Genomic DNA, 24,127 nt, shown 5'->3' with positions numbered 1-24,127 from the left:
TGCTTGTGCCCACTCAGAAAGCGTCGACAGATAGGCCGACAGCTTGCCTGGGGCACCCGAGCGGGGCGCATCAAACAGGCCCGAAAAGCCTTTGCTCAACCACTGTTGTCGACGTTCGTAGACGGTTTGGGTGCAGACCCCAAAAGCTTCGGCCACCGCCTTAGGCGAATCACCGCGCGCAAGTCGCAGCAGCGTTCCTGCCCGATCCCGGCTGCGCCAATCTGTGCCCTTGTGAACGATCTCTTCCAGCTTGAGGATCTCTTCTTCGGTCAACGGTAAGGGCTTGTGCTTCATGGATGGGGGGGGCCAATCATCGGGTCTACGGGGTCATTATTATGACCTTATTTATTGGTGACCGCTTAAAGTCAGCTAAACAGATAGCTCGGCTCCCACACAACTTATGCAAAGTTTCGACCTTTAGATCGAATGGCCTTGCGTGTGTTGCATAGAAGCCGTGCAGCCACTGTGCAAGAGGTTTCCCGCGAAGATTTCGACGAATGGTCCGATCCAAATCAGTGAACTGATCAGCAAGAAACAGAACGCGGAGATTCGGATTCAATCGAATTATATAATTACGAGTTGCATGATCACGATAGATCTCGTGAATCAAGCTGCCTTCGTATGAGTGCTCGCCTATCCGAACCTGCAATGCAGTAGCATTCATTCTGCTTAGTTGTTTTTCTAAGGTTGCTCTGTTTTTGCCAGTGTCGGTTTTATCGAGATACTTCAAAAGTCGGTAGCCGCTTATCTGGCACTCCGACCCTTGTATTAGTGTCAGGTGCAGTAGGGCTTCCCAGACTTCGAGGTCGTCTTGATCAAGTAAGGCTCCCGTGTAAATGATACTGATCCCACCTAGAGCGTTAATATTTGCTCGCTCAAAGTGCGGGCGGTGCCCCTTGCCGACAGCTGCAAACAACGCTGAACGAAGAGCAAAGTTAGGGATGCGCAAAGCTGAATCTGGCCAGTTCGACAATAAACTACGAGAAATCTCGATAATCTCTTGCGGCTTATCACGAGAGCGCTTTCGATTTTTTTCTAGCTTTGCAAGCATGCTATCAAGCGACATCGTTAACGAATGGATGCGTTAATTTTACCGGCAATCCAGGCGTGCACGTGTTCGGCAGGCCATGCAACAGAGTTCGCCCCAAGCGGGATGGCGGCGGGGAACTCGCCGGCCTTAATCAGCCGATAGATTTGAGATTTGCTCAGTCCGACTAGAGCGCAGAGAGCAGGAAGGCGTAGCAGTGCTGGCGAGATAGGTTGAGTAGCCATCTTGGTCGGGACTCCTTAGTACCTGATTGGATGGCTATGGATTCAATGGCATCTCAAGCGAGGAGTCATGGGAATTCCCGAATTCACATGAGGATTCCCAAGTTTTTTACCATGAGATTTCAATCGTTATCATTGGATTTGGGGCGCATATATCTTCTCAGTGTTTTTGGGTCGCAGCGCATTTCGACACCGGCATCCTTTGCTAGCAAAATAACGGTAGAGTACCGATCAAAATTAGTCCGCGGCGGATTGTTGAGGAGAGCGAGACCACGTTTAATTTCTCGGAGACGGTCTTTATCTTGTTTCGTGAGTGGCACCTCAGAGTGAGACTTATCAATCGCTTTAATTAAGTCAAACAATCCATTGGTGATTCTGCTAACGGTTGCTAGTTCATTCTCTTTGAGAGTCGGTTCTTCCTCATTTTTCTTGGCTCGCTTAGCTGAGCTTCCTTCTAGTATGTAGGTAGGGGGTTCAATGCCGGCATTCAAGGCCCACTCACCAAGTGCGATCCTAGACAGATATATAAGATTCACTGGAATGTTTTTAGCTGATGAGTCGCTTTCACAGTATGAGCGGATTGAATATTTTTCAACACTCGATAGTGGGTCGCTGAGAAGATCTAGATATTCAACGAGTCCTTCGAAAAAAAGCTTATAAGTCCTGATTGATTGTTGTGGTCCGTCCACCCGCCCGACCCAAAATATATGGCTGGGAAGAGCTACTTTTCCTTGGCGCACGCTGTACTCTAAAGATAACTCTTTAATCAGCTCGTGTAGAGTGTGTGCAGCTTCCTGATCATCTACTTCATAGTAACGAGCACACTCTTTCACTAGATCAGGTATTCGCATGACATCATCATTCATACAGCGTACTCCGGACTTTTGGCGGAAGAGGACGGTCCGGCACTGTCGCAAGGCAAAACATCCAAATGGTCGGCATACCACTGAAGCATTTCTCGCCGCCCCTCCAGATACTGAGCATGGTTATAGGTGCCGCGAATACTGTTCTTGTCCACATGTGCCAACTGGGTTTCGACCCATTCGCTGTGATAACCCTGTTCGTGCAGAGTGGTAGACATCGTGTGGCGGAATCCATGGCCTGTGGCTCGCCCGTCGTAGCCTGAGCGCTTCAGTAGTTGGTTGATGGCGGCCTCGCTCATCGGCTTTGCTGGATCTATACGACCGGGGAACGCGAGCGTGTAGCCACCAGTGATGCTTTCCAACTCACGCAGTGCTACCACGGCCTGCTTGGAGAGTGGGATCAGGTGAGCGCGGCGCATCTTCATACGCGCAGCAGGGATCAGCCAGAGCGCCTTATCGAGGTCAAACTCCGACCATGGAGCCCCTCTCAGCTCGGCCGTTCGCACTCCCGTTAGAATCAAAAGGCGGGTTGCGATCTTGACGGTGTCGTTACCTGGGCAGGCCTGGATGGAGCGCAACAGTTCCGGCAGTTCAGTAATGGGTAAGAACGGATAGTGTTTTGTGGTGGGCGTTTGTAGTGCGCCACCAATATCCGCTATGGGATTGTATTCGGCACGGCCAGTTGCGATTGCATATCGGTATACCTCCTGGCAGCGCTGACGAGTTTTGCGCAGTACTTCAAGTGCACCGCGTGCTTCGATCTTGCGGAATGCGTGCAGCCACTGCATGGGTTTTATGGTGGCAAGGGGCAGGCCTCCCATTTGGGGGAAGATGTCCCGCTCGAAGGCTTCCAAAACGTCGTTTGCGTATCCCGCCGACCATCGAGGTGCTTTGTGTTGATGCCATTCCAGCGCTAGCCCCTTGAAGGTATTCGCTCGGGCTATTGCTGCCTGAGCTTTTTTGGCCTCGCGCTCCAGCCCTGGATGCATGCCCTGCGCTACAAGTTGGCGTGCCTCAGATGCCAGCTGACGGGCTTGTGCCAGCGTCACCTTGTCGACAGTGCCTAGGGAGATATGGGACTGCTTACCATCCAGACGGAAGCGGAATCGCCAGGATTTTCCTCCTGCGGCACGAATCCACAGAAACAGTCCGCCGCCATCGGCAAGGCCGTAATCCTTGTCGCGTGGTGCGGCGTTCTTCACCTGAAGGACGGTCAATGGCATGAGTCGAGTACCCAGAGATTGTTGAACCAATCAAAGGTACTTGTGCGGGTACTCAAATGGCAAGCGCTTGGATGAAACTCGATGGCACTGCATGAAGCAGAAAGCCCGCGCTAGGCGGGCTTTCTGGGGCGTTCATGACACTGCTTGGCACTGCATGAAACGTTTAGATGGTGCCGGCACCAGGAGTCGAACCCGGGACCTACTGATTACAAGTCAGTTGCTCTACCAGCTGAGCTATACCGGCACTGAAGGGCCGCCATTATATCCATTCGTTTGGCCGAGTAAAGTCGTCTGCGCATTGTTTATTCTGATTCTGTACAAGCCCTGACCACCCTGACGTTGGCAAGGCGTGGGCGGCGTTCCGGGGGGGGGCTTCGGCAGAGGGGCGCGGGCGTTGCGAAAATGCGCTCGGCAATTTATCTGCCCTCCGTCCATGTGGTTCATGCTCCCCGCGGTGAAAGCAGGCAGCTGCCAAAAAGCAGTGTGCCGGGGTGATTTTCCAGCAAAAGCGAAGCGCTGCGTATGCCTGGGCGCCGACCTGATCGGTGTTGCTATTCGGGTGGTTTATTGCGGGACTGGCGATTAGCCGCGAAATCCTTATGCACAAGCTGGCGCCGTTTCGTGAGAGTGCAGGTGTTGTTTGTGAGGTATTTCTCGGTTTTTTATAAGTGTATGTTTTTATTGATCTTTGTTTGTTGTTCAAAAAACGAGCAGGCGTTGCGAGGGCCGATGCTAGAGGCATTGCGCGAGTCTGCTCAGAATCTATCAACACAGTTATCCACAGATAATGTGGGCAACTTGGCTGAGCTTAGCTGCGTTCGGCGAGCAGCAGCAGGTTGCGTGGGGTGAGCTGCTGCGGGCAGAAGCTGCCGAGGCGTACGCTGAAGCCCTGCTCTTGCAGGTAGAGGGCGCGGTCGAGCAGCAGCCAGAGTTCCAGGGGGCGGCGGAACAGGCCGCGCAGCAACTCCAGGTTGCGTACCTGGGCCAGGCGTTGCCAGCCTCGGGCCTGCAGCCGTTGCCAGTCTGTTGCAGCGGCTGGCGCGGGCAGTTGTTTCAGGGCGGCGAGGTCTGTGCAGTAGTCGGCGAAGTCTTTCGCCAGCCAGGCAGTCGGCAGGGAGGGCGTGGGCAGGTACTGGTCGATACCGCGCAAGTCGCGTTGCAGCAGGTCGAAGGCCAGGCGCCAGGCCATGGAGCGATCGCGCTGGCGGCACACACGGGCGCCGGCGGTGACGGTTTCGCTGAGCGGCAGGGCCAGGTCATCCAGCGAGAGTCGCAGGGCAGACGCTTGGGCGGCAGCGGAGAGCGCCTGGTAGTCGGGGCTGGCGATGCGGTTGTAGCAGCAGGGTGCTATGGCCAGTTGGCGGCAGCCGGCCGCGCTGGCGAGTTGCATCAGGCGTACATGCAGGTCGCCGCAGGCATGCAGGGCGACCGGGGTGTGTTCGCGCTCGAGCTGCGCGCCGGCATCGGCGCCGAGTACGTCCTGTTGCAGGTGCCTGGCGTTGAGGTGCAGGCGTTGGCTTAGCAGGTGGCCGCTGCGTACCAGTTCGGGGTTGTGTTCCAGGCAGGTCAGGGGGCGCCCGTCATGCGCCAGCATGCGGCCGAGGTGGCCTTTGCCGGCGCACCAGTCGAGCCAGTGGCGTGAGGGCTGTTGGAACTGCAGGCAGCCGGCGAAGGCCTGGATCTGTTGCCACTTGCGTCCCGGCACGTCGACCGAGAAGCGCGCCGGCAGGGGCGGCAAGGGCTGTGGCGCGAATGCGCCGACTTGGCTCAGGGTTTCTGCCTGCGCGGCGAGTCCGGCAAAGGGCGCGGGGGCATCGAGCAGGTGCGGCTGGTTGTGGCTGACCTCGGCCTGTTCCAGGCTGCGCGCTCTGAGCCAGCGGGCGAGTTGCGGGTGCTGGTTTTCCCACGGCAGTTGCCGCTGGGTGAATGGCCGCGGTCGCCAGAGCGCCTGGTGCTGCAGGACAAAGGCGTCCAGCGCTTGGAAGCGCTGGAGCAGGCGGTCGCCGCTGAGGGGGGAGTCGTTCATGCGCGTGTCGTCATGCCTGGGGGCCACGAGCGCCCCATCGCCTCAGCGGCCCTGGCAGGCGTCGACCCTGAGCCAGTGTTCCAGCAGCTTGAAGCCGCGCACCAGGATGAAGGCGATCAGCAGGTAGAACATGCCGGCGGCGAAGAAGATCTCCACCGGCAGGTAGGTGCGGGCGATGATGGTGCGGGCCATGCCGGTCAGTTCCAGCAGGGTGACGGTGCTGGCCAGGGAGCTGGCCTTGAGCATCAGGATCACTTCGTTGCTGTAGGCGGGCAGGCCGATGCGCGCGGCGCGCGGCAGGATGATATAGAACATGGTCTGGAAGCGGGACATGCCCAGGGCGCGTGCTGCTTCCACTTCACCCGAGGGTACGGCCTGAATCGCGCCACGCAGGATCTCGGCGATATAGGCCGCGGTGTGCAGGGTCATGGTCAGGATGGCGCACCAGTAGGGCGAGCGCAGGTAGGGCCAGAGCGGGCCCTCGCGCACCGCATCGAACTGGGCCAGGCCGTAGTAGACCAGGAACAGCTGAACCAGCAGCGGGGTGCCGCGGAAGAAGAAGATATAACCGTAGGGCAGGGCGCGTACGTACCAGTGCCGGGAGGCGCGGGCGATGCCCATGGGGATGGCCAGGATCAGACCGGCAACGACCGCAATGGCCACCAGTTCCAGGGTCAGCATGGCGCCTTCGGCCAGGCGTGGCAGCCATTTGATGATTACTTCCCAGTTCATCCCGCGCTCCTGATAAAGCCGCGGCTGGAGCGCTTCTCAAGGAAGTGCAGGCCGATCATGGCGACTATGGTGAGACCCAGGTAGATAAAGGCCGCCACCAGGAAAAAGGTAAAGGGTTCTTTGCTCGAGGTGACGGCGATCTGCGAGCGGCGCATGATTTCTTCCAGGCCGATCACCGACACCAAAGCGGTGTCCTTCATCAAAATCATGAATAGGTTGCCCAGGCCGGGCAGGGCGATGCGCCACATCTGCGGCAGGATCAGGCGCCAGAAGATCCGCGGCCTGGACAGGCCCAGGGCCTGACCGGCTTCGCGATGACCCTTGGGGATGGCGAGTATGGCCCCACGGAACACCTCGGTGGCGTAGGCGCCGAAACAGATGCCCAGGGCGATGGTGCCGGCGGCGAAAGCGCTCAGTTCGAGGCTCTCGATGCCCAGCAGGTCGGCCAGATTGCGCATCAGCTGCACGGTGCCGAAATAGATCAGCAGCACCCAGAGCAGTTCGGGGATGCCGCGCACGATGGTCGAATAGGTGCCGCCAAGCCACTGCAGCGGCTTGTACGGGGAAGTCTTGGCCAATGCACCGAGCAGACCGAGCACCAGACCCAGGGCCAGCGCGCTGAGCGCCAGCTTGATGGTCATCAGGGTGCCGGCGGCCAGGGCCGGGCCGAATCCGTAGAGGTCTAGGGTCATGGGGGCTCAGAAGCCGGCGTCGCCCGCTTGGGCGACGCGAGGCAGGCTGCTCAGTAGATGCTGAACGGGAAGTACTTGTCGTTGATCTTCTTGTAGGTGCCGTCTTCGATGATGGCCTGCAGCGCGGCATTAAGCTTCTCGCGCAGCGGATCGCCCTTGCGTACGGCGATACCGATCTTGTCGTTGTCGAATACCGGCTCGCCCTTGAACTCGAAGCCTTTGCCGGCATCGCTCTTGAGCCATTCCCAGTTGACGAAGGTGTCTGCCAGTACGCCGTCGAGGCGACCCGAGGAGAGGTCGAGGTAGGCGTTTTCCTGGGTGTCGTAGAGCTTGATGTCGACCACGCCGGCCAGGTTGTCCTCCAGCCAGGTGCCGGCGATGGTGGCACGCTGGGCGCCGATCACCTTGCCCTTGAGGCTGGCCTTGTCGGATTTGAAATCGCTGCCTTTCGGTGCGATGAACTGCAGCTTGTTGGTGTAGTAGGGCTCGGTGAAGTCGACGGCCGCCTGGCGCTCTTCGGTGATCGACATCGAAGCGATCAGGAAGTCGAACTTCTTGGCGTTGAGGGCCGGGATGATGCCGTCCCAGTCGGAGGTGACCACTTCACACTCGGCTTGCATCTTGGCGCACAGGGCCTGGCCGATTTCCACGTCGAAGCCGCCGACCTGGCCACTGGCGTCGATCAGGTTGAACGGCGGATAAGCGCCTTCGGTGCCCATCTTGAGTTTGTCGGCAGCGATGGCGCTGGTGCCGAAAGCCAGGGTGGCGGCTGCGGCCAGCAGGATCTTCTTGTATTTCAGCATGCGAGAGTTGCTCCGTGTTTAGCGATTGCTGGACATGAATTGTTTGCAGCGCGCCGAAGTCGGGTTGTCGAACACCTGCTCGGGCGAGCCTTGTTCTTCCACCAGGCCCTGATGCAGGAACACCACTTCACTGGAAACCTGACGGGCGAAGCCCATCTCGTGGGTCACCAGCAGCATGGTGCGACCTTCATCGGCCAACGCGCGGATCACATTAAGCACTTCTTGTACCATCTCCGGGTCGAGGGCCGAAGTCGGCTCGTCGAACAGGATCACTTTCGGCTGCATGGCCAGGGTGCGGGCGATGGCCGCACGCTGCTGCTGGCCGCCGGACAGCTGATTCGGGTAGACGTGGCGTTTCTCGCCGATGCCGACCTTGGCCAGCAGCGCCTCGGCCCGCTCGATCGCCTCGGCCTTGCTCAGGCCGAGTACCCGGCGTGGCGCTTCGATGATGTTATCGAGCACGCTCATGTGCGGCCACAGGTTGAAATTCTGAAAGACGAAGCCCAGTTCGCTGCGCAGGCGGTTGATCTGCTTGCCATCGGCGGCGACCAGGTCGCCGTTCTTGCCGGGCTTGAGCTTGAGTTCTTCACCGGCGACGATGATCTGCCCCTGGTTGGGGTTTTCCAGCAGGTTGATGCAGCGCAGGAAGGTCGACTTGCCGGAACCGGATGAGCCGAGAATGGAAATCACGTCGCCATCGCGCGCGGTGAGGGAGATGCCCTTGAGCACCTCGAGGTCGCCGAAACGTTTGTGCAGGTTGCGGATTTCCAGCGCTGGCGTGGCCTCGGCCATGGGGGGTCCTCTTATTGTTCGATTGCGCTCAGAACCTGCCTCGGGTCTGCTGCGCGTCGGCCAAACTGCGTTGAAAGCGGCTTCGGAATGCTCATTTACAGCTCGTAAACTCCGCTTCCTCAGCCACTTTCGCCTTGTTTGGCTCTAGCTCGCTAGAGCCGAGACAGGTTCTCGGCGTTGCGTGGCCTTCCTGGCGAGCATCAAGCTAGCATAGCGTTTCGCCAGCCGCCAAGCCGTTTGCTGTGCGTCCAGGGCCGGCCGTGTCATCTTGTCGCCTGGTTGCTGCTGACTGTCGCGCAGACGCAATTCATCTGCACTGCTGCCCATGAAGTGGAGATAACAAAGAACTGATCTTATGAGGCGGTGTTGGGGCATTTCTGTCCAATACTGAACTCAAGTATTAGCCTGCCCGCGTAACGCCTCATACAGCCGTGCCGGCCCCAGCAGCAGATTGATCACCTCGCGCTGGATCTGTTCCGAGTTCAGCGCCTGTAGGCTCAGATTGCTCTGTGCCGAATGGCTGTCGATCAACGCGTCGATAAACACTCGCGTCAGGTCGGGCGAGCTGGCGAACTGTTCCTTGGAGTTGTTCGCCGCCTGCTGCGTCAGTACCTCGGACTCCAGCAGCTTCTCGCGCTGGCTGTTGAGCCAGGACAGTTTGTCGCCATCGGTGGTGTCTGCGCCGAACAGCTCGTTGACCTTCTCGACAATCTGGCTGAGGTAGAGCTTTTCTTTTTCCTGTACCTGGCCGCTGCCAGTAGCGCTCATCGGTGGCAGTTTCGGGTATTCGCCGTTCACCAGCGGTAGGTCGCGGGTGCCTTTGTCCTTCAGCTTGTAACGCACCAGCTCCAGGCGCGACAGATCCACACCTTCTCGCTCCCGGCCGAACTCGATCAGTGGCAACAGGTGCTTGAAGAACAGCTGGCGCTTTTCGATATCGGTATTGCCGTAGTCGAAGATCTGCGAGAGGAAGGCATACAGGCGCTGGAAACTACCCATGTCGCGCTTGAATAGCACCAGCGCATCCATTTCATCCTTGGCCTCTTTCATTGCCTCGCCATCGCCGTTCGCCTCGGCCGCCCGCAACTCATCCTGCGCGATGCGATAACGCACCAGCAGGCGGTTGGCCACCGGCTCCAGGGCCGCACTCAGCTCGCTCTGACGTGCAGCTGGATTGAGCAGTACCGTTACCACCCGCTCGACCTCGAACTGGTCGTAGTGCCCGGCGCTGTCCAGCTTGGTGCGCAGGTCGTAGACCAGGTGTGGGTCGGTCACGTCTTCCAGCTCGGCGGTGCTGTAGTAAGCCTTGAAGGCCGTGAGGATTTCATCCGGCTCGTTGACGAAGTCCAGCACGTAGGTGGTGTCCTTCTTCGGATGGGCACGGTTTAGCCGCGACAGCGTTTGCACGGCCTGAATGCCGCCCAGCTTCTTGTCCACGTACATGCCGCAGAGCAGCGGCTGGTCGAAGCCGGTCTGAAACTTATTGGCGACCAGCAGGATCTGGTACTCATCACCGGAGAAGGCTTCGCGGATGTCGCGGCCACGCAGGTGCGGGTTCAGCGCCTGGCTGGTTTCAGTGAAGGGGTCGGGGCCAGACTCGGGGTCATTAACTTCACCGGAGAACGCCACCAGGGTGCCGATCGGATAGCCCTGGCGCTGCACATACTGGTCGATTGCCAACTGCCAGCGCACCGCCTCCTGGCGGCTGGAAACCACCACCATGGCTTTGGCTTTGCCCTCCAGCAGGGGTTGCACGTTCTCGCGGAAGTGCTCGATGACCACCTGCACTTTCTGCGCGATGTTGTAGGGGTGCAATTTCACCCAGCGCATGATGCCTTTCAGCGCCTGGCTGCGCTCCACCTCGGCTTCGCTCAGTTCCTCGCCGTTGTGTGCCAGCTTGAAGGCGGTCTTGTAGGCCGTGTAGTTGTGCAGCACGTCGAGGATAAAACCCTCTTCGATGGCCTGGCGCATGGAGTACACATGGAATGGGGCCGGCAGGTTGCTAATCGATTCGGGCAGCTCAGAGTTTGGCCGCCGACCGAACAGCTCCAGGGTCTTGGCCTTGGGCGTGGCGGTGAAGGCCACGTAGGTGATGCCGCTCTCGGCCGAGCGTGCACTCATCTGCGCCGCCAGGATGTCCTCGGTACTGGCTTCGCCGCCGTCGGCCAGTTCCTTCAGCTCCTCGGTGGACAGCACCTGCTTGAGCTTGGAGGCCGCTTCGCCGGTCTGCGAGGAGTGCGCCTCATCGGCGATCACCGCGAAGCGCTTGCCCTCGGTGGCGGCCAACTCCTGCACCGCCTTCAGGGCGAAGGGGAAGGTCTGGATGGTGCATACGACGATCTTCTTGCCACCGGCTAGGGCCTTGGCCAGTTCGCCGCTCTTGCTCGCCGACTCACCGGTGATGGTCGCCACCACGCCGGTGGTGCGCTCGAAGCTGAAAATCGCCTCCTGCAGCTGTGCATCCAACACCGTACGGTCGGACACCACCAGCACCGACTGGAACAGCTTGTGCTGCTCGGCGTCATGCAGGTCAGCGAGGAAGTGCGCGGTCCAGGCAATCGAGTTGGTCTTGCCGGAGCCGGCCGAATGCTGAATCAGGAACTTGCCGCCTGGGCCTTCCTCCAGCACCTTGGCCACCAGTTTGCGGGTGGCGTCGAGCTGGTGATAACGAGGGAAGATGATCGACTTGAGCTGCTGCTTCTTGTCCTTCTGCGCCACCAGGTAGCGGGCGATGATCTCCAGCCAACTTTCGCGCTGCCAGACCTGCTGCCAGAGGTAGGCGGTGGCGTGACCATCGGGGTTGAGCGGGTTACCTGCACCGCCATCGTTACCCAGGTTGAACGGCAGGAAGCGCGTCGCTGCGCCCTCCAGGCGGGTGGTCATCTGCACTTCACGGTTGCTCACGGCAAAGTGCACCAACGCGCCCATAGGGAAATTCAAGAGTGGTTCTACCCGGCCCTTGGGTTTCGGCTCGCGATCGAAGCGGTATTGGTCCACCGCATCCTGCACCGACTGGGTGAAATCGGTTTTCAGCTCGCAGGTCGCGACGGGGATGCCGTTGAGGAACAACACCAGATCGACGGAGTTCTCGCAGGCCAGCGAGTAGTGCACCTGGCGCACCACGCGCAGGCGATTGGCCGCGTACTTGGCGGTCAACGCCGGGTTCATGCTCAGCGCCGGCTTGAACTGCGCCAGTTGCAGCGGCTGACGCAGGCCCAGCAGCTCGATGCCGTGGCGAAGTACATCCAGGGTGCCGCGCTCGTCGAGGGATTTGCGCAAGCGGTCGAGCAACACCGCCTCGGCCGCCAAGCCGTGATTCTTGCTCAGCGCCTCCCAGGCCTTGGGCTGGGTGGTCTTGATCCAGTCGAGCAGATCGGCAGGGAACAGTGCCCGAGCACGGTCATAGGCCTGCGCGTCGCCTGCGGCATGCAGCCAGCCATTGGCGGCCAGGTACTCGCAGATTTCGTTCTCGAAGGACACTTCCTTATGCAGGCTCATGCTGTACCTATCCTTTGCCTAGGTTTGATTGGCCGTGAGCTAAACAGAGGATTCTTGCCATCCTGCTCAGCCAGTGGGCGGTGATGGGGCTCCGATTGAGCCCATCCATCAAATAACCATCAAATAAACTTCCCGCCTGGAGGGCCCTTGTTTGCTGGGCTCTGGTTCCGGTCGGGGTGGAAAACCGTCAATTCGTCAAATAGCGATCAAATAAACCCTTATGCCCACCAGGGTAGGTAGCGAGCGTTGCGATTGCCTTGATCTGGGTCGTAAGGCTTGATCTGTTGAGCCTCCAGCGCATCCCGAATTACGCATGTGCCGGTATGCACAGTGCAGCCTATCTTAGTTTTCCTGATAGCTACGTTCGATCAGCTGCTTGGCGCGCTCCAGGTCGGCCGGGGTGCGCAGGCTCAGTTCCAGGTCGCCGGTGCCCCAGTGGCCGATGTTGCGCACGTCACGGCTGAAGCCTTCGCTCGGTTCGACCGAGTCCGGGTTGAGCTTGAGGAACAGCAGCAGGCGCTTGGGTTGGATCACCAGGCTGGCGAAGTTCTTTAGCCGGCGGAAGGCCAGGTAGAGCTTGAGGGGCTTTTCCTGCACATCGTCGCCGAGGGAATGCAGGTAGCTGCTGGTCTGCTCGAACAGCGCGGCGATCTCCGCTGGCGCCAGCGCCAGTTGTTCCTGCCAGGTCTTGTCTTTGCTAGCGGCTGCCGGCTTGCCTGGCTCGGCCTCGGCCGTTGGGGCGGCAACCAAGGTGCTGGTCACGCTGACCGAATTGACCAGCTCCAGCAGCAACAGATCATCGCCGAACAGCTTGTAGCGGATCAGCTCGATATTGCGCTGGATCAGCTGCACCGCGTGCTGATCGTAGCGGGTGAAGTCGGCGGCGATACAGAGCAGGCGAGTGCCGCCCCACTCGATCTGCTCGGCGGCCTGCTTGCCCAGCTTCTCCATCACCAGCCAGCGGAACTCGGCCTGATGGTCGAGCAACCAGTCCAGATAGAACAGGCCCTGGTTGATCACGTTCTCGTTGCTATGGCGCTTGTACTCGATAATTACCGGACAGCCGTTCTCGTCCAGGCCCAGGGAGTCGATACGGCCCTTGTGGGTCTTGCCGGTGGCATACTCGCTGGCGAGAAAGCGCACCCCGAGAAAGTACTCCATCTGCGCTTCGTTCAGGCTTTGCAGCTGCTTTTCCACCGCTACCGCGCGGCCGGGCAGTTCGCAGGCGGAACCATTAGCGCCTAGGCGAAATAGCTGGATATCGCTCATGCGGCTTGCTCCTGTTCATCCTTGATTAGGCCGCGTACATCGATCTGGCCGGTGACGGCGGCGGAGATCAGGGCGGAGCGGCGTTCTTTGAGTAGGTCGATGGCGCTTTCAGTCGCCTTAATCAGGGCGTCAAATTGCGTTAGTTTACCCAACAGAAATGCTGCGATTTCCTCTTGTTCGTTTTTTGGCGGGAAAACACCCAATACCTTCAACAGGTTTTGTATGGATAGGCGCGGCAATCCAGCTCCTTTGACGAAGCTCTCAACCTGCGCGGTTACCAAAAAGGACTTGCAGAGAAAGTTTAGATAGTCAGCATCCAGTACGCTTGTGTCTGATCTGATAATGATCAAGGAAGAGGCAACAACAAATTCTCGTTCATCGCGAACAACTACTGTTCTCCCAATGGTGCCATCTTTGCTGAAAAGAACATCCCCCAGGAAAGGTCGGCATCCAGTCTTGAGTAAATATTCGTAGCTCGATTCGGAGGTTAGCAGTGCCCCCTCAAAGTCAATAGTGTCATCAGATAAGTCTTTAGTAGAAACAAAGTGGTAAACGCCAGCCTCGGTATCGGGTGAAATATGAGCGCCGTCAGTAATCTCAAGGCAAAAACGCTTGAGATGCGCGACTTCCCAGTGCTGTGGCACTTTCCCCAACCACTCAATCCCAGAATCTTTCATCGATACTACCGGATTAAGCCCCTTGGTCACTGCATGGGAAATCACCGTTTGGCGCTTTTCCTTAAGCAGTGCGATCAGTTTTTCCTGCTCGTCCATCAGCTCGTCAATCTTCGCAGTTTCCCGGTCAAGGAAAGCAGCAATCAGGCGCTGCTCTCGCTCATCGGGGAAAGGAATCTTAATGGCGCCGAGATCACCCTTGGTTACGTGGACCATCCCAATGATGCCATGTGCTTGATCTTCAACATGCGAAGTAACAGCTACCAGAGACCAAAAAAACCATTGAGAGTCCAAACCATCAAAAACGACCCTAAAGATATGCTGATTGAGCGCGTACCTTCCTTCTTTCGACCAGATGTAAGGTCCAAAAGACGTGCCACGATTTCCAGACCATCCGAAAAGCAATTCACCTGGTTCAACTATGTAGCGTGGGTCAAGGTCTCCTGAAAAATAGTTAAAATTTTCCCCGCCATTCAGGTTCTCGATGCGAATTATCGGAACCCCAGACTCAGCCCACTCTGATGGCTTAAACGCTGCACCATTGATGAAATCCGCTACCCTTTTCAAGGGTATTACTTCCCAGTCCCTCGGCACCTCCCCCAGCCACTCCACCCCAGAATCCTTGTACTGCGGATAACGCGGAAAACTCATGCCGACAGCCCTCCGATCATCGCCAGAATGCGGTCGGTGACACCTTTGAGTTCGGCATCGATCTCGGCCAGCGGCCGTGGCGGCTCGAAGATATAGAAGTGCCGGTTAAACGGAATCTCGTAGCCGACCTTGGTCTTGTCGTGATCGATCCAGGCATCCGGCGCGTGGGGCAGCACTTCGCGTTTGAAAAAGGCCTGCACGTCTTCGCCGAGCGGCACGTTTTCCGTGTCGCGCAGGCTGCTGTCGGGCTGCGGCTTGCCCTTCTGCTTGCCCTTCTGGCCGATAACGATGGCACCCTGTTCGTCGCGCAGCGGGCGTTCGACGGTGATGTTCTGGTAACCGAAGGCCTGGTTGGGCAGTAGGCGCGACAGTGGCGCGAGCTTGACCTTGCCGCCAGCCGGCGCGCTGGGTTCGGCTTCGCCGTTACGCAGGATCTGCCGGGCGACTTCCTTGCCGTCGACATCCAGCACTGTGGCCAGGCGCGCCTCGACGCACTGGCCGAACAGCTGGGTGATATCTTCGATGGCGCTGTCGGGCATTTCCTTGCGCTTGGAGCCGAGGCTTTTGCGCATCTTCTGCCAGAAGCTTGAGCCATCGATCAGTTGCACCAGGCCTTTGCGCTGGGCCGGCTTGCGGTTGGTCAGCACCCACACATAGGTGCTGATGCCGGTGTTGTAGAACATATCGGTGGGCAGGCCGATGATCGCCTCGACCAGATCGTTCTCCAGCACATAGCGGCGGATCTCGCTCTCGCCCGAACCTGCGCCACCAGTAAACAGCGGCGAGCCGTTGAGCACGATGGCGAAGCGGCTGCCGCCCTCGCTGACCGGGCGCATCTTGGCGATCAGGTGCATCAAAAACAGCAGCGAGCCATCGGAGACGCGCGGCAGGCCGGGGCCGAAGCGGCCGTTGAAGCCCTGTTGCTCATGCTCCTGGCGGATGGCCTTTTCGACTTTCTTCCACTCCACGCCGAACGGCGGGTTGGACAGCATGTAGTCGAAGCGCTTGCCGGCATGGCCATCGTCGCTGAGGGTGTTGCCGGCCTTGATATTGGCCACTTCCTGGCCCTTGATCAGCATGTCCGCCTTGCAGATGGCGTAGGACTCGTCGTTGAGCTCCTGGCCATGCAGGTTGAGGCGCGCCTGGGGGTTGTGCTCGACCAGGTATTCCTCGGCGATCGACAGCATGCCGCCGGTGCCTGCTGTTGGGTCATACAGGTTGCGCACCACGCCGGGGTTGGTCAGCACCTCGTCGTCTTCGATAAAGATCAGGTTGACCATCAGGCGGATCACTTCACGCGGGGTGAAGTGCTCTCCGGCGGTTTCGTTGGAGATTTCCGCAAACTTGCGGATCAGCTCCTCGAACACCAGGCCCATCTGCATGTTGTCCACGGCTTCGGGGTGCAGGTCGATCTGGGCGAAGCGTTCGGCCACCTGATAGAGCAGCCCGCATTTGTGCAGGCGGTCGATCTGGGTCAGGAAGTCGAAGCGCTCGAAGATGTCGCGCACCGGCAGGGAGAAGCCCTGGATATAGCTGTAGAGGTTGTCGCGGATATGGTCGGAGTCGCCCATCAGCTTGGCCATGTCCAGCGGCGAGATGTTGTAGAAGCTCTGCCCGGCCTTGCGCAGCAGAAAGGGCTCGGGGTTGGCCACCAGCTTGAGCTTTTCTTCCTGCTCGGCCAGCACCGCCGCCTTGGTTTTCTCCAGCACGCAGTCCAGGCGGCGCAGCACGGTGAAGGGCAGGATCACCTTGCCGTATTCGGACTGGCGGTAATCACCACGCAGCAGGTCGGCAACCGACCAGATAAAGGCGGACAGGGCTTGTTGGTTCATGGGGCGGCAAATCCTTGAGTGACAACTTCCTGGGTGCGGGAGTGGCACCGGGAAACAGATGGCAGGATTATGCCGGGCAAGTGCCTAGAGGCCTACCTTTGCTTTCGGCTTGGCGCTCGGGGTGGTGCAGCTAGCGGCCGGGTAGGCGAAGCTGGAATTGCAGGCAATAAAAAACCCGCACTAGGCGGGTTTTTTAGGTGTTTTCGGATGGTTTTGTCATCACCTGAAAACGATAGATGGTGCCCAGGGACGGAATCGAACCGCCGACACGGGGATTTTCAATCCCCTGCTCTACCGACTGAGCTACCTGGGCCAACGGGGCGCTATTAGACGGATTTGAAGGGTGGGTGTCAAGCGTGAGTTTGAAAAATATTTAATTATTACGGGCGCTTAGCTGCTGCATCGGTGCTTGGGGTGGTGAGTAGGGTGTGCCGTGCGCGCCTGGGCAGGTCGTGAGGCCTTGGTGCGCGCGGCGCACCCTACGGGGCAGTCCGCTGCTGCAGGTGAGTTATTCGCTGGGCGGCACGTAGCCTTCGGCCTGGGCGTATTCCTCGCCGGAGAAAAATTTGTCCATCTCGGTCTGGAGGAATTTGCGGTCTTCGGCGTTCATCATGTTCAGCCGACGCTCGTTGATCAGCAGGGTCTGGTGCTTCTGCCATTCGTCCCAGGCCTGCTTGGAGACGTTGTTGTAGATGTCTTCGCCCTTGGCGCCCGGGTAGGGTGGGCGGTCGAGGCCGGGCAGTTCTTGTTTGTGCTTGCGGCACATTACGGTGCGGGTCATGGCTGCTCTCCAGGGTTCGGTTCGGTCGCGAGTGCATCGGCCGCGCGCTTCAGCAGTTTCTTCACCGGGGCGGCGAGGCCCAGGCGCGGCGGGGTGGCGAGGTTATACCAGAGCCAGTCGGCCTCGGCCACGGTCGATGGCGCGGCTTCGACGCGGATCAGCCAGGGTTCGATGGCCAGCTGGAAGTGGCTGAAGGTGTGGCTCAGGCCGGCCAGTTGGCGGCGTTCGCCCAGTTGCAGGGCGTGGCGGTTGGCCAGCAGGTCGAGGCTGGTCAGTTCGTCCAGCTCCGGCAGGCTCCACAAGCCGCCCCAGAGGCCGCTGGAGGGCCGGCGGTAGAGCAGGACCTCACCGGTGTGGCTGGTCAGGATCGGCATCAGGGTGCGCTTCTGCGGCAGCGCCTTGCGCGGCTTGGCGATCGGGTAGCGGATCTCCAGGCCGAGCAGGTGGGCCTGGCAGCCGCTTTGCAGTGGGCAGAGCAGGCAGCTCGGTTTGCTGCGGGTGCAGAGGGTGGCGCCCAGGTCCATCATCGCCTGGGTGTAGTGGTTGACCCGCGTCTGTGGGGTCAGACGCTCGGCCACCGCCCACAGCTGTTTGGCCACTTTCGGCTCGCCCGGGTAGCCCTCCTGGGCCACGTAGCGGGCCAGCACGCGTTTGACGTTGCCGTCGAGGATCGGCGCACGCAGGTCCATGCTCAGGCTGGCGATGGCGCCAGCGGTGGAGCGGCCGATGCCGGGTAGCTCGGTGAGCGCGTCGACATGGCGGGGAAACTCGCCGCCGTGCTCGCTCATGACCAGTTGGGCGGTCTTCTGCAGGTTGCGCGCGCGGGTGTAGTAACCGAGGCCGGTCCACAGGTGCAGCACTTCGTCTTCTGGCGCTTCGGCCAGGTCTTTTACCGTCGGCAGGGCGGCCATGAAACGGTCGAAGTAGCCGAGCACGGTGCCGACCTGGGTCTGTTGCAGCATGATCTCCGAGACCCAGACCCGGTAAGGGTTGATGCCCTGTTGCCAGGGCAGGTCCTTGCGTCCGTGGCGGTCGTACCAGTCGAGCACCGCGGCGGAAAACTGCTCGGGGCTCATTGCTTGAACAGGCCCTTGAGGGCGTCTTTCAGTTCGGGGCTGACCTTGTCGCCGAGCTTTTCCTCGAGCTTCTGGTTGAGCTTGTCGCCGGCCAGTTTGGCGGCGACCTTGCCCATGCCGTCCTGGTCCAGACGGCAGGCCCTGCCGCCCATTTCCAGCGGGCCGCGGCAGCGGATCGGCCACTCGATGCCGACATAGCGCTCGTTGACCTGGCAGGCCGGGTCAGGCATTTCGCGTTGGTCGCCGATCAGGGCGATGCCGATGCGGTAGTCGAGGCCGAGTACGCGCAGGTCCAGGTCGCCATTGCCGCTGACGTTGAGGCCGGGGACGCGGGCCTTGAGGTCCGGGTTGTGGGCCACGCCGTTGAGGAAGCTCAGGTTGCCCTGCAGGGTCTCGAAGGGCGTGTCCTTGGCGCGCGGCTCGCTGGTCAGGGCCTTGCGGTTGAGGGCGGCAATGCCGCGGCAGAGTTGTTGCTCGAGATTGGCGCCGACCAGCACGCCGTCGCTGAGGGCGAAGCTGGCCGTGCCGTTGAGGCCGTCGACCCAGGCTTTCTGGCTGTTGCCGCTGGTGCTCAGGTCGGCCTTGAGGTCGAGCAGGCCCTTGACCGGCGAGGGCTGCTGCTCGCTCTTGAGGAAGGGCTCCACGCTGATCCGCTGCAGGCGATTCTGCAGGCTCAGCAGCGGGATGGCCGGGCGTACATCGACGCTTGCCTTGAGGTCGAAATTACCGCTGCCGAGGTCGCCGCGGATTTCTTCCAGGGTCAGCAGGCCGGCGCGGCTCTTGACCTTGAGGTTGAAGGCGCTGATGGCCTGCTTTTGGTAAGTCAGCTGGTCGAGACTCAGCGCCAGTTGCAGATCGAGGCTGCGCAGGCGCTCGATCGGCAGCACCGTGGTGGCGCTCCAGGCGTGCTGGGTCGGCGCTTTGGGCAGCGGCGTGCTGCCGCTCTGGCCGGCGCTGGCGACGCTTTGCTTGACCTCGGCCTGGCGCGCGGCGCCGGCGTCTTTGCTGTCCTGGGATTTCGCCGGCAGATAGCGGTCGAGATCCAGGCTGTCGCCCTTGAGTTGTACGCGCAGGGCCTGCTTGGCCAGGTCGGTGATGCCGATCTGGCCGCTGAAGTTGCTGTCGTCGAGCTTCAGCTTCAGCTCTTCCAAGGTCAGGCTGGTCGGGCTGCCGCTGAGGCGGCTGACCAGCTCGAACTGGCCGAGGGCCTTGTCGTCGCTCATCGGCGGCAGTTTCTGGCCGATGGTGGCGAGAAATTCGCGCAGGTTGACCGGTGCGATGGACAGGCCGCCAGTCAGTTTCGGCTTGGTGTCCAGGTCGCGGATTTTCACTTCGCCGAGGGCGCGCAGCTGGTTGGCCGAGAGTTTCAGGCCGTTCCATTCGGCGATCTGCGCGGCCAGATCGATCAGCAGTTGGCCTTGCAGGGAGTAAGTCAGGGTCTGTCCGGCGAAGGGCTCGCCGGAGGCTTCGCCGGAGATCCTGGCGTCTTCCAGTTGGTAGCGCTGGAGCGCGCGGTCGAAGCGCAGCTCGCCTTGCAGTTCGCTGCGGGCCCGCACGACCGGCTGGTTGGTGCCGAAGAAGGCGCTGAGTTTGACCGGAATGGCCGCGCCTTCGCGGATCGCGCCGGTGGTCAGCTGGATGCTTTCGGCGCTGAACTGCTGGCCTTTCTGCGCGTCGCGGTAGTCGATGCGCGCGCTGTTGACGATCAGGCTGTCGATATCCAGCTTGAGTGGCTGGGCGCCTGACGGCGTGCTTGCGGGCTGGTCGGCGGCGGCCTGTGCGGGCGCTGCGCTGGTGGTCGTGTCCGCGGTCGCGGCGGGTTGTGGCGGACGACCGACATCTTCCCAGTTGCCGCGGCCTTTTTCGTCACGCTGCAGGTTGAGGTTGAGGCCGTCGACACGGATGTCGCTCATCTGCACCTCGCGGCGCAGCAGCGGCAATACGCGCACCGACAGGCCGAGCAGGCGCAGGTCGGCAAAGGGCTGCTCGGGGGTGGTGGCGCTGGCCAGGGTGGCGTCGGTCAGCTCGAGGCCGAGCCAGGGGAACAGGCTCCAGCCGATGTCGCCCCTGAGGGTCAGTTCCAGGTTGGCCTTGTCGCGGGCCAGCTGGCGAATCTCGTCTTTGTAGTCGTTGGGATCGAACAGGTGGGTGAGGGCAAAACCCAGGGCCACCAGGATCAGCAACAGCCCGAGAAAAAACAGACCCAGGATTTTGCCGAGCGCTTTCATGGACGATTCCTTGTTTCGAATGACTTGAATTGAGTCGGCGAGTATAGCGCCGCCTGTCGTAATAGACCGCTGAAAGTCCGGGTTGCGCGGCGATTTTGCAAGCACCTGTTACAGCTCGCGGGCCACCCGTTCGGCAATCGCCAGGCTGGCGGTCAGGCCGGGCGACTCGATGCCGAACAGATTGACCAGCCCCGGCAGGCCGTGAGCGCTGGCGGTTTGGATAAGGAAGTCGGCGGGCGGTTCCCCTATGCCAGCGAGTTTCGGCCGGATGCCGCTGTAGCCGGGCACCAGCCGCGTACTGTCGAGCTGCGGGAAGTAGCGGCGGATCGCCTCGGCAAAGGGTCCGCGCAGCTGTTCGTCGACCCGGTAGTCGATCTGCTCGAGGTACTCGGTATCCGGGCCGAAGCGCACCTGGCCGCCGAGGTCGAGGGTGGCGTGGATGCCCAGACCCGAGGTGTTGGCCTCCGGCAGCGGGTAGATCAGGTGTCGGAAGGGCGCGCGGCCGCTGTAGCCGAAGTAGCGGCCGCGGCACAGGTGCAGCGGCGGAATCTGCGCGGTGGCCAGGCCGGCGGTGTGCCGCGCCAGTTGCTGGGCGAACAGGCCGCCGGCATTGATCACCCGCTGGGCCTTGAGCTGGAAGGCTTCGCCGGCGCTGCGGCCGCTGACGATCCAGCCGTCCGGGCCGGGTTCGAGGCGCTCGACGCGGGTCTGCAGGATCAGCTGGGCGCCCTGCTTCTCGGCGGCGGCGAGCAGCGATTGCAGGTAGGCATGGCTGTCGATGATCCCGGTGCTCGGCGACAGCAGCGCCGCGACGCCGCGCACGGCCGGTTCCAGTTCGGCGAGCCGGGCTTGCCCGACAGCCTGCAGGTCATGCACGCCGCAGGCTTCGGCGTTCTCGTGGAGCTGGTCGAGCCTGGTGATTTCCGCGGTTTCCACCGCCACCAGGAGTTTGCCCAGTTGCCGGTGCGCCACCTGATGCGTGCGGCACCAGGCATACAGGCGCTCGCGGCCTTCCAGGCACAGCTCGGCTTTCAGCGAGCCGGGGGCGTAGTAGAGGCCGGCGTGGATCACCTCGGAATTGCGGCTGGAGGTGTGGCTGCCGATCAGTTGTTCCGCCTCGACGATCAGGCAGCTCTGCTGTGGTCGGGCCAGGCGTGCGGCGCAGGCCAGGCCGAGGGCGCCGGCGCCGATGATCAGGGTGTCGATACTGTCCATGCTGGGTGCTTTGCCGGGGGGTGGTTGGGCTGGCCGCCGCTCTTCGCGCGAGTCGGCGTCGGGCTGTCGAGCATAGCAAGATCCGCGGGGCTGGCGAGGCGAGGGGCTAGTTGTCGCTCCCAGCGCCATTGGTCTGCCTGTGCGCGCGGCGCCGGTAGCCGCCCGGGCCATGGCCCGCCTATAATGACGGCCCTTTCGCACAACGATTCTGTGGAGCTGGTGATGGCCGAACGTACGGCATCCGTCGAGCGCAATACCCTGGAGACCCAGATCAAGGTCTCGATCAACCTGGATGGCACGGGCAAGGCCAAGTTCGCTATTGGCGTGCCGTTCCTCGAACACATGCTCGATCAGATTGCCCGTCACGGCCTGATCGACCTGGATATCCAGTGCCAGGGCGACCTGCATATCGACGACCACCACACCGTCGAAGACGTCGGCATCACCCTCGGCCAGGCCTTTACCCAGGCCATCGGCGACAAGAAGGGCATGACCCGCTACGGCCATTCCTATGTGCCGCTGGACGAGGCGCTCTCCAGGGTGGTGATCGACTTTTCCGGTCGCCCCGGTCTGCAGATGCACGTGCCCTTCACCCGGGCGGTGGTCGGCGGCTTCGATGTCGACCTGTTCCAGGAGTTCTTCCAGGGTTTCGTCAACCACGCCCTGGTCAGCCTGCACATCGACAACCTGCGCGGGACCAACACCCACCACCAGATCGAGACGGTGTTCAAGGCCTTCGGCCGCGCCCTGCGCATGGCCGTGGAGCTGGACCCGCGCATGGCCGGGCAGATGCCGTCGACCAAGGGTTGCCTCTGATGCAGACGGTCGCAGTTATCGATTACGGCATGGGCAATCTGCACTCGGTGGCCAAGGCCCTGGAGCACGTCGGTGCCGGCCGGGTGTTGGTGACCAGCGATGCCCGGGTGATCCGCGAAGCCGATCGCGTGGTGTTCCCCGGGGTTGGTGCGATCCGCGACTGCATGGCCGAGATCAAGCGTCTGGGTTTCGATGAGCTGGTCCGCGAGGTCAGTCAGGATCGGCCGTTTCTCGGTATCTGCGTCGGCATGCAGGCCTTGCTCGAACGCAGCGAAGAGAACGATGGGGTCGACTGCATCGGCCTGTTCCCCGGCCAGGTGCGCTTCTTCGGCAAGGGCATGGTCGAGGACGGCGAGCAGTTGAAGGTGCCGCACATGGGCTGGAACCAGGTGAGTCAGGCGGTCAAGCATCCGCTGTGGCACGATATTCCGGATCTGGCGCGCTTCTACTTCGTGCACAGCTACTACGTCGAGGCCGGCAATCCCAAGCAGGTGGTTGGTCGCGGCCATTACGGCAAGGATTTCGCCGCGGCGCTGGCCGATGGCTCGCGTTTCGCCGTGCAGTTCCACCCGGAGAAGAGCCATACCCACGGCCTGCAGCTGCTGCAGAATTTCGCCGCCTGGGATGGGCGCTGGTAGATGAGCCGCGGCAAGGGCAAGACGCCGATCCTGAATCTCGACGGAGCCCAGGAACAGGCGGCGGTGCAACTGATCAAGCGCTTCCTGGAGGAGCGCTTCGAGCTCGAGCTGGGCTCGTTCGAGGCGCAGGAAGTGCTGGATCTGTTCAGTCGCGAGATCGCCCCGCACTACTACAACAAGGCCATTTTCGATGTGCAGACGGTGCTCAAGGACCGTTTCGAGAGCATCGAAAGCGACCTCTGGGCGCTCGAGAAGAGCTGACCCACCACCGACTTCTACTGACTCGAACAGGTTCAATGCGATGCTGATTATCCCCGCAATCGATCTCAAGGACGGCGCCTGCGTGCGTCTGCGCCAGGGCCGCATGGAAGACTCCACGGTGTTTTCCGACGACCCGGTAAGCATGGCCGCCAAGTGGGTGGAGGGCGGTTGCCGGCGCCTGCACCTGGTCGACCTGAACGGCGCCTTCGAGGGCCAGCCGGTCAACGGCGAGGTGGTCACCGCGATCGCCAGGCGCTACCCGCAGCTGCCGATCCAGATCGGTGGCGGCATCCGCTCGCTGGAAACCATCGAGCACTACGTGCGTGCCGGCGTGAGCTACGTGATCATCGGCACCAAGGCGGTCAAGCAGCCGGAGTTCGTCGCCGAGGCGTGCAAGGCCTTCCCGGGCAAGGTCATCGTCGGCCTGGACGCCAAGGACGGCTTCGTCGCCACTGACGGCTGGGCCGAAGTGTCCAGCGTGCAGGCGGTCGATCTGGCCCGGCGTTTCGAGGCCGATGGCGTCGCGGCGATCGTCTATACCGACATAGCCAAGGACGGCATGATGCAGGGCTGCAACGTCGAGGCCACCGCCGCCCTGGCCGCCGCCAGCAAGATCCCGGTGATCGCCTCCGGCGGCATCCACAACCTCGGCGACATCGAGAAGCTGCTGCTGGCGCGTTCGCCCGGGATCATCGGCGCCATCACCGGCCGGGCGATCTATGAAGGCACCCTGGATGTGGCCGAGGCCCAGGCCTTCTGCGACAGTTTCAAGGGCTGAGGTGGGGTGC

Annotated in this window: 22 protein-coding genes and 2 tRNA genes; 4 read left to right on the top strand and 20 right to left on the bottom strand. The window is 61.1% G+C overall.

The window, feature by feature from the left end; all coding sequences use genetic code 11:
• From BM315_RS12130 to BM315_RS12040, 20 genes are all read right to left on the bottom strand, one after another.
• Positions 1 to 294: helix-turn-helix domain-containing protein (locus BM315_RS12130; RefSeq protein WP_141123941.1), on the bottom strand; the 294-nt coding region annotated here is incomplete at its 3' end.
• A 25-nt stretch (positions 295 to 319) separates the two neighbouring features.
• Positions 320 to 1,051, bottom strand: a complete 732-nt coding sequence (trfA, locus tag BM315_RS12125; RefSeq protein ID WP_244527291.1) for a plasmid replication initiator TrfA — start codon at positions 1,049 to 1,051, stop codon at positions 320 to 322.
• A gap of 17 nt (positions 1,052 to 1,068) precedes the next feature.
• A complete protein-coding gene (locus BM315_RS12120) occupies positions 1,069 to 1,272 on the bottom strand; it encodes a helix-turn-helix transcriptional regulator (RefSeq protein ID WP_090501255.1) in 204 nt (67 codons plus the stop codon).
• A 119-nt stretch (positions 1,273 to 1,391) separates the two neighbouring features.
• Positions 1,392 to 2,135 carry a hypothetical protein gene (locus BM315_RS24300; protein WP_141123940.1) on the bottom strand — a complete coding sequence of 248 codons (744 nt, stop codon included), beginning with the start codon at positions 2,133 to 2,135 and terminating at the stop codon, positions 1,392 to 1,394.
• Positions 2,132 to 3,355 (bottom strand): tyrosine-type recombinase/integrase, encoded by a 1,224-nt coding sequence (locus tag BM315_RS12115; protein ID WP_090501252.1) that lies wholly within the window; start codon positions 3,353 to 3,355, stop codon positions 2,132 to 2,134. The genes BM315_RS24300 and BM315_RS12115 overlap by 4 nt, the downstream gene beginning before the upstream one ends.
• A gap of 168 nt (positions 3,356 to 3,523) precedes the next feature.
• Positions 3,524 to 3,599, bottom strand: a tRNA-Thr gene (locus BM315_RS12110).
• 564 nt (positions 3,600 to 4,163) lie between these two features.
• The gene (locus BM315_RS12105; protein WP_090501250.1) at positions 4,164 to 5,381 is read right to left on the bottom strand and encodes a methyltransferase; all 1,218 of its coding nucleotides are present in this window, start codon (positions 5,379 to 5,381) and stop codon (positions 4,164 to 4,166) included.
• Positions 5,382 to 5,423: 42 nt separating this feature from the next.
• Positions 5,424 to 6,113 (bottom strand): ABC transporter permease, encoded by a 690-nt coding sequence (locus BM315_RS12100; RefSeq protein ID WP_090501249.1) that lies wholly within the window; start codon positions 6,111 to 6,113, stop codon positions 5,424 to 5,426.
• Positions 6,110 to 6,805: an ABC transporter permease gene (locus BM315_RS12095; protein ID WP_090501247.1), complete on the bottom strand. Its 696-nt coding sequence runs from the start codon at positions 6,803 to 6,805 to the stop codon at positions 6,110 to 6,112. Before BM315_RS12095 ends, BM315_RS12100 begins: the two co-directional genes overlap by 4 nt.
• Before the next feature lie 50 nt (positions 6,806 to 6,855).
• Complete coding sequence (locus BM315_RS12090; RefSeq protein ID WP_090501245.1) at positions 6,856 to 7,608, bottom strand: ABC transporter substrate-binding protein; 753 nt, start codon at positions 7,606 to 7,608, stop codon at positions 6,856 to 6,858.
• 18 nt (positions 7,609 to 7,626) lie between these two features.
• Complete coding sequence (locus tag BM315_RS12085; RefSeq protein WP_090501243.1) at positions 7,627 to 8,400, bottom strand: ABC transporter ATP-binding protein; 774 nt, start codon at positions 8,398 to 8,400, stop codon at positions 7,627 to 7,629.
• A gap of 393 nt (positions 8,401 to 8,793) precedes the next feature.
• Complete coding sequence (locus tag BM315_RS12080) at positions 8,794 to 11,898, bottom strand: type I restriction endonuclease subunit R (RefSeq protein ID WP_090501240.1); 3,105 nt, start codon at positions 11,896 to 11,898, stop codon at positions 8,794 to 8,796.
• Between the two features lie 342 nt (positions 11,899 to 12,240).
• Complete coding sequence (locus tag BM315_RS12075; protein ID WP_090501238.1) at positions 12,241 to 13,167, bottom strand: DUF5655 domain-containing protein; 927 nt, start codon at positions 13,165 to 13,167, stop codon at positions 12,241 to 12,243.
• Positions 13,164 to 14,492 (bottom strand): restriction endonuclease subunit S, encoded by a 1,329-nt coding sequence (locus BM315_RS12070; protein WP_090501237.1) that lies wholly within the window; start codon positions 14,490 to 14,492, stop codon positions 13,164 to 13,166. The genes BM315_RS12075 and BM315_RS12070 overlap by 4 nt, the downstream gene beginning before the upstream one ends.
• Positions 14,489 to 16,324, bottom strand: a complete 1,836-nt coding sequence (locus tag BM315_RS12065) for a type I restriction-modification system subunit M (RefSeq protein WP_090501235.1) — start codon at positions 16,322 to 16,324, stop codon at positions 14,489 to 14,491. Before BM315_RS12065 ends, BM315_RS12070 begins: the two co-directional genes overlap by 4 nt.
• Before the next feature lie 237 nt (positions 16,325 to 16,561).
• Positions 16,562 to 16,637: transfer RNA gene (locus BM315_RS12060), tRNA-Phe, on the bottom strand.
• Positions 16,638 to 16,832: 195 nt separating this feature from the next.
• Entirely contained in the window at positions 16,833 to 17,105 is a 273-nt protein-coding gene (locus BM315_RS12055; protein ID WP_090501233.1) for an oxidative damage protection protein, read from the bottom strand.
• Positions 17,102 to 18,181 (bottom strand): A/G-specific adenine glycosylase, encoded by a 1,080-nt coding sequence (mutY, locus tag BM315_RS12050; protein WP_090501230.1) that lies wholly within the window; start codon positions 18,179 to 18,181, stop codon positions 17,102 to 17,104. The genes BM315_RS12055 and mutY overlap by 4 nt, the downstream gene beginning before the upstream one ends.
• Positions 18,178 to 20,409 carry an AsmA family protein gene (locus BM315_RS12045; RefSeq protein WP_090501228.1) on the bottom strand — a complete coding sequence of 744 codons (2,232 nt, stop codon included), beginning with the start codon at positions 20,407 to 20,409 and terminating at the stop codon, positions 18,178 to 18,180. Before BM315_RS12045 ends, mutY begins: the two co-directional genes overlap by 4 nt.
• A 108-nt stretch (positions 20,410 to 20,517) precedes the next feature.
• Entirely contained in the window at positions 20,518 to 21,624 is a 1,107-nt protein-coding gene (locus tag BM315_RS12040) for an NAD(P)/FAD-dependent oxidoreductase (protein ID WP_090501226.1), read from the bottom strand.
• Between the two features lie 222 nt (positions 21,625 to 21,846).
• On the opposite strand from BM315_RS12040, the gene hisB reads away from it, so the two are divergent.
• The 4 genes from hisB to hisA are packed head-to-tail and all read left to right on the top strand — an operon-like array spanning position 21,847 to position 24,117.
• Positions 21,847 to 22,440 carry an imidazoleglycerol-phosphate dehydratase HisB gene (hisB, locus tag BM315_RS12035; RefSeq protein WP_090501224.1) on the top strand — a complete coding sequence of 198 codons (594 nt, stop codon included), beginning with the start codon at positions 21,847 to 21,849 and terminating at the stop codon, positions 22,438 to 22,440.
• A complete protein-coding gene (hisH, locus tag BM315_RS12030; RefSeq protein WP_090501222.1) occupies positions 22,440 to 23,078 on the top strand; it encodes an imidazole glycerol phosphate synthase subunit HisH in 639 nt (212 codons plus the stop codon). The genes hisB and hisH overlap by 1 nt, the downstream gene beginning before the upstream one ends.
• On the top strand, positions 23,079 to 23,339 hold the full coding sequence (locus BM315_RS12025) for a DUF2164 domain-containing protein (protein ID WP_090501220.1): 261 nt from the start codon (positions 23,079 to 23,081) through the stop codon (positions 23,337 to 23,339).
• Between the two features lie 40 nt (positions 23,340 to 23,379).
• On the top strand, positions 23,380 to 24,117 hold the full coding sequence (gene hisA / locus BM315_RS12020; RefSeq protein ID WP_090501218.1) for a 1-(5-phosphoribosyl)-5-[(5-phosphoribosylamino)methylideneamino]imidazole-4-carboxamide isomerase: 738 nt from the start codon (positions 23,380 to 23,382) through the stop codon (positions 24,115 to 24,117).
• Positions 24,118 to 24,127 lie beyond the last annotated feature (10 nt).

The organism is Pseudomonas borbori (assembly GCF_900115555.1).
GTDB lineage: Bacteria > Pseudomonadota > Gammaproteobacteria > Pseudomonadales > Pseudomonadaceae > Aquipseudomonas > Aquipseudomonas borbori.
Note: the sequence above shows the minus strand (reverse complement) of the source record. Positions and strands in the feature narration are given on the sequence as shown.